Here is a 6,058-nt window from a genome sequence, read left to right as displayed (position 1 = left end):
GCACGGCCACCGAGGTGTTGTCGCGGATCGAGCGGTGCAGGAACAGCGCCTGCGCCTTGCGCTCCTCGGGGGCCAGGCCGAGTCCGGCCCGGATCGCGGCGCCGGGGCTGCCGCCCAGCGGTTCGCCGTTGAGGGTGGCGGTGCCGGAGCGGATCGGCAGGTCACCGGCCAGCGCCAGGGCCAGCTCCGAGCGCCCGGCGCCGATCAGCCCGGCCAGGCCGACCACCTCCCCGGCGTGCACCCGCAGGTCGATGCCGTGCACGTCGTCGGTGCTCAGGTTCCGGACGTCGAGCACGACCCGGTCGGTGGCCACCCGTTCGCGGGTGAACATCGCGGACAGGTCGCGGCCGACCATCAGCCGCACCAGCTCGCCCTCGTTCGTGGCGGCGGCGTCCTGGACACCGGCCAGCTCGCCGTCGCGCAGCACCGCGATCCGGTCGGCCAGTTGGAAGATCTCCTGCATCCGGTGCGAGACGTAGACGACGGCGACCCCGTCGGCGCGCAGGCGCCGGATGAGGGCGAACAGCGCCTCCACCTCCTGCTCGGAGAGCGAGGAGGTCGGCTCGTCGAACGCGATGACCTTCGCCTCGCCGGTCAGCGCCCGCAGGATCTCCACCAACTGGCGCTGCGCGGGGGTGAGTTGCGAGCCGAGCAGGTCGGGGTCGAGGACGCCCGCGAAGCCCAGGCGCTCCAGGTCGGCCAGGATGCGGCGGCGCAGCTCGGCCCGGTCCAGGCGGCGGCCGGCCCGGCGCGGCAGCGAGCCCGCGTAGACGTTCTCGGCGACGGTGACGTGCGGGATGATCTCCGGTTCCTGCGGGATGATCCGGATCCCGGCGGCCCGGGCGTCGGCCGGGGAGCGCAGGTCGAGGCGGTGGCCGTCCAGGTGCAGGTGGCCCTCGGTGGGCAGGTGGTCGCCGGTGAGGATCTTCAGCAGGGTGGACTTGCCCGCCCCGTTCTCGCCCATCAGCGCGGTGACCTGCCCTCCGGGGAAGTCGAGGGTGACGCCGCCGAGCGCCCGGACGGCGCCGAAGCGCTTGCCGACGGCGACGACGCCGGCCGTGCCGGGCGGGAGCGGTGGCGGGGAGTGGTCGGGTGGGGTGGTCATGGCGGGTCACCTCGGAGCGGACGGGCGGACGGGCGGACGGGCGGAGAGCGCGGCGCGCAGGAGAAGCGCGCAGGAGAAGCGCGCAGGAGAAGGAAGGGGAGCGAGGGAGGGTGGGCCCCCGGCCCGGCGGGGGCAGTCGGGCACCGGGCCGGGGGCGGCTCGGGCGGGTCAGCCGCAGCTGACGCCGGCGTCCTGCCAGTCGGCGGCGTCCACCATCCGGGTCGGCGCGAACGCCTCGGCGGGGAACTCCTTGCCGTTCTTGAGCTTGTCGTACACGGTCTGGACGGCCAGTGCGCCAACGTCCTTGCCGTTGATGAACAGCGCGGCCTTCATGCCGCTGGGCTGCCCGCTCTTCCAGTCCTTGCAGGCCAGGTAGGCGCCGAGGCCGACGCCGGCCACGTCCTCGGCCTTGAAGCCGGCGTTGGCCAGCGCGGTGACGCCGCCCTGCACGTTCTCGTCGTTGCAGCCCCACACCACCCAGTGCTTGACGCCCGGGTTGGCGGTGACGGTGGCGGCGACCTTGTCCTGGGCGCCGGTGGGGGTGTTGTCGGTGGCGACGTCGATGTTCTTCACGTCCGCGCCGCTGCCGTCGGCGAACGCCTGCTGGGCGGCCTTGACCCGGTCGCCGCAGACCGTGACGTCCTGCTTCCAGGCACCGATGGTGCGGGTGTCGGCCGCGCTCCAGCCGGCCTTCTTGAACTCCTCGGCGGCGCGCTTGCCGACCTCGCCGCCCATCTGCTGCCCGGAGAAGCCGATCCGCGGCACCAGCTGCTCCTTCGGGCAGGACGCCGGGTCGGGGCCGTTGGCGCAGATCTGGTCGTCCGAGGTGAGCAGCGCGACCTTGGCATCCTTGGCCAGCTGCACCACCTGCGGGCCGACCGCCGGGTCGGGGACGACCACGATCAGGCCGTTGGACTTCTGGGCGAGTGCGGACTGCACCTCGGAGACCGTCTTGTTGGCGTCGCTGCCGAGGTTGACGACCTTCAGGTCGATGCCCAGTTCGGCGGCCTTGGCCTTGGCGCCGGCCGCCTCGCCGACGAAGTACTCCTGGTCGCCCTGCTTCTGCAGGTAGGTGATCGAGATCTTCCCGTCCACCTTGGCGACCTCGCCGCCGCCGGCCGTGCCGGAGTCGGACTTGCCGGTCGAGCAGCCGGCCGCGCCGAGCACGGTGGCCAGGGCGAGGGCCGCCGCGGCTGCTGCTGCGGAACGGCGACGGCGGTAAGCGATGCGCATGTGGATCTCCTTGCGGGGGCGGCCGTCGGCCCACACGACGGGGCGGCCGGGGAAGGGCGGAGGGAGGCGATGCCGGGGAGGGGCGGATCCGGTGGCCGCAGCCACCTCGCCTCGCCACTGGATCGCACTTTCTTTCACACGATCGACCGCAATAGAACAGCGAAATGAACAGACGCGTCAAAGGATTCCGGAGAGGTGGCCGGATCGAGACCTCGCCGTGATCTCCGGGAGATCGGCGGTCCGCCCGGCGCGCAACACCCGCCCCGGACCCCCGGCCTGACCGGGCGTCAGCACCGGGCACAGACAGCACCGGGTACAGGTGGCACCGGGCGCAGGCAGCACGGCAAGCAGGGCGCCGGATCAGGCCGGGCCGTCGAACGGGGTGCCGGGTCGGAGCGGGCCGTCAGGTAAGGCGGCGGGGGCCTTCAGCCACCACGAGCTCGCCGACCTGGCCCTCCAGCAGCTCCCGGGCCCGGTCGGGAAGTCCGGCGTCGGTGACGTAGCAGTCGACCTCGTCGAGACGGGCGAAGCCGCTCAGCCCGACCACGCCCCACTTGCTGTGGTCGGCGACCACGGCCAGCCGCGAGGCGGCGGTGATCAGCGCCCGGTTGGTCTGCGCCTCGGCCATGTTGGGCGTGGTCAGCCCGGCCCGCTCACTGACCCCGTGCACGCCGAGGATCAGCAGGTCGACGTGGACGGAGGCGAGCATCCGGTCCGCGACCGGTCCCACCAGGGCGGCGGAGCGAGTGGGCGTGCCACCGGTGAGCACCAGCACCGGCGCACCGGCCCGGTGGCAGGATGCCTCCTCCAGCACCCGGGCCACCGCCATCGAGTTGGTGACCACCGTCAGGTCGGGCACCTCCAGCAGCCGGGAGGCCACCGCGTGCGTGGTCGTCCCGCCGGAGAGTGCGACCACGCTGCCCGGCCGCACCAGCGCCGCGGCGGCGTCCGCGATGGCGGCCTTCGCGGCCGACTCCAGGCCGGTCTTCGCCTCGAACCCGGGCTCCTGGCCCCGCACCCCGGCCGGCACCGCCCCGCCGTGCACCTTCTCCAACACGCCCTCGCGGGCGAGCGCGTCCAGGTCGCGCCGCACGGTCATCCCGGAGACACCCAGCTCGGCAGCCAGGTCCACCACCCGGACCGCGCCGTGACGCTTGGCCGATTCGACGATCAGCGCGCGCCGCTGCGGCGCCAGCATCCCCTGGTCCGCCATGGTCCCGCCTCCTCGCCGCGCCCGATCGGTCGGCAGCAGCGTACCCCGGCGTTGACCTGCGGTAACGGCTCCGCCGAGCAGTCCGGCCAAGCGCACAGAGATGAACATTTCCGCCGCGACCACAGACGCACCGCCCCTCTTGCACATGAGCGTCACTTTGCCCGCAATCAAGGGGATTTCTGGCCACCCCGATCGACACGCTCGCCCTGCGCAACCCCTTGACAGCCGCCCATCACACCGCTGTCATGTGTTTGCTTTCGTTCATTTCGGTTCACTCCTGTGCAACAGTCCCGACCGCTGGAGGCCCGCATGGCGCTCATACCGCACAGACTCGCACCACGCCTCACCGCCTCGCTGGGCTCGCTGGCCCTGCTGTTCGGCGGTGGCGCCCTCGCCACCCTGGGGGTCACGGCCGTCGGGGTGGCCGCCGCCCCGTCCGCCCAGGCCCTGCAGAACACGCTGGCCCGCACCCCGCAGATGGGCTTCAACAACTGGAACTCGACCCACTGCCGGGCCGAGTTCAACGAGGACATGGTCAAGGGCATCGCCGACCTGTTCGTCAGCAAGGGCCTGAAGGACGCCGGCTACACCTACGTCAACCTGGACGACTGCTGGGCACTGCCGCAGCGCGACGCCTCCGGAAACCTGGTGCCCGACCCGGTGCGCTTCCCGCACGGCATCAAGGCGGTCGCCGACTACGTCCACTCCAAGGATCTCAAGTTCGGCCTGTACTCCAGCGCGGGCACCAAGACCTGCGACACCAAGGGCTTTCCCGGCGGCCTGGGCCACGAGCAGCAGGACGCGAACCTGTGGGCGTCCTGGGGCGTCGACTACCTCAAGTACGACAACTGCAACAACCAGGGCGTCGACGCGCAGCAGCGCTACAGGGCGATGGGCGACGCGCTGAAGAACACCGGGCGCGACATCCTCTACTCGATCTGCGAATGGGGCTCCAGCCAGCCGCAGACCTGGGCCCGGGACGTGGGCAACTCGTGGCGCACCACCGGCGACATCTCCGACTCCTGGAACAGCATGCTCGGCATCGCGCACGCCAACCAGGCCCTCGCCCCGTACGCCCAGCCCGGCGCCTGGAACGACCCGGACATGCTGGAGGTCGGCAACGGCGGCATGACCGACACCGAGTACCGCACCCACTTCAGCCTGTGGGCCGAGATGGCCTCCCCGCTGCTGATCGGCTCGGACCTGCGCACCGCCACCCCGGCGACCATGGAGATCCTCACCAACAAGGACGTCATCGCCGTCGACCAGGACCCGCTGGGCCGGCAGGGCACGGTGATCTCCTCCGCGGGCGGGCTGGTCGTGATGAGCAAGCCGCTCGCCGACGGCTCGCGCGCCGTCACGCTGACCAACGAGACCGACACCGCGCAGACCGTCGCCACCACCGCGCAGGCGGCCGGGATCGGCGGCGCCCGCTCGTACACCCTCAAGGACCTGTGGTCGCACCGCTCCACCACCGTCCGCGACGGCGCGGTCTCCGCACAGGTGCCTCCGCACGGCACCGCGATGTTCCGCCTCACCCCGAGCGAGGCCACCGACCTGCCGGCCGGTGCCTACCAGCTCTCCGACCGGGCCTGGAGCAAGGCGCAGAACGCCACCGGCCCGGTCGAGCGGGACCACAGCAACGGCGGTGGCGCCTCCGGTGACGGCCGCGCCCTCTCGCTGAACGGCACCACCTACCCGAAGGGCCTGGGCACCAGCACCGGCTCGGACATCACCTACTACCTCGGCCGCACCTGCAAGAACCTGACGGTGAGCGTCGGCGTCGACGACGAGACCGCGGCCGGCGACGACAGCGCGGCCACCTTCCGGATCTACCGCGACAGCACGGTGGTCGCCGACAGCGGCCCGCGCACCGCCGGACAGGGCCCGCTGAAGCTGAGCGCCGACCTGACGGACGGTGAGAACCTGCGTCTGACCGCCACCTCCCCCGGCTCCGCCCACCACGTCCACGCCGACTGGGCCGACGCCCGCCTGGCCTGCGGCGACGGCCCGAAGGCCGGCGAGCACGCGCTGTCCGACCTGGCGTGGAGCGGCAGCACCAACGCCTGGGGCCCGGTCGAGAAGGACACCAGCAACGGCGAGTACGCCGCCGGTGACGGCCGCCCGATCAGCATCGGCGGCACGGCCTACGCCAAGGGCCTGGGTGTGCACGCCCCCTCCACCGTCACCTACTACCTCGGTGGCACCTGCACTTCGCTGACCACCGACGTGGGCGTGGACGACGAGGTCGGCCGACACGGCACCGTCGACTTCACCGTCCTGGCCGACGGCGTGGCGGTCGCCCACAGCGGCACCGCGATCGGCGGCGACGCCCCGGTCCGCCTGACCGCCCCGCTCACCGGCGCCCACGAGCTGACCCTCCAGGTCACCGACGCGGGCGACGGCAACACCTACGACCACGCGGACTGGGCGGACCCCGTCCTCACCTGCGCCTGATCCCGGTGCCCTTCCCGGTGCGCCCGGTGTACGCGTCACCACGCGTCCAC

Annotated in this window: 4 protein-coding genes; 1 reads left to right on the top strand and 3 read right to left on the bottom strand. The window is 72.5% G+C overall.

Annotation, left to right across the window (positions count from 1 at the left end):
- The 3 genes from ACFUEL_RS11795 to ACFUEL_RS11785 all read right to left on the bottom strand — a co-directional run.
- A partial coding sequence (locus ACFUEL_RS11795; protein WP_380235956.1) for a sugar ABC transporter ATP-binding protein occupies positions 1 to 1,105 on the bottom strand: 1,105 nt, incomplete at its 3' end.
- Between the two features lie 168 nt (positions 1,106 to 1,273).
- Positions 1,274 to 2,338 (bottom strand): substrate-binding domain-containing protein, encoded by a 1,065-nt coding sequence (locus ACFUEL_RS11790; RefSeq protein ID WP_380235955.1) that lies wholly within the window; start codon positions 2,336 to 2,338, stop codon positions 1,274 to 1,276.
- A gap of 403 nt (positions 2,339 to 2,741) precedes the next feature.
- Positions 2,742 to 3,551 (bottom strand): DeoR/GlpR family DNA-binding transcription regulator, encoded by an 810-nt coding sequence (locus ACFUEL_RS11785; protein WP_380235953.1) that lies wholly within the window; start codon positions 3,549 to 3,551, stop codon positions 2,742 to 2,744.
- A 309-nt stretch (positions 3,552 to 3,860) separates the two neighbouring features.
- Here ACFUEL_RS11785 and ACFUEL_RS11780 point away from each other — a divergent pair, with 309 nt between their 5' ends.
- Entirely contained in the window at positions 3,861 to 6,008 is a 2,148-nt protein-coding gene (locus tag ACFUEL_RS11780) for an NPCBM/NEW2 domain-containing protein (protein ID WP_380235952.1), read from the top strand.
- Positions 6,009 to 6,058: the final 50 nt, after the last annotated feature.

Source organism: Kitasatospora sp. NPDC057198, from assembly GCF_042670125.1.
GTDB lineage: Bacteria > Actinomycetota > Actinomycetes > Streptomycetales > Streptomycetaceae > Kitasatospora.
This window is presented reverse-complemented; position numbering and strand designations above follow the sequence as displayed.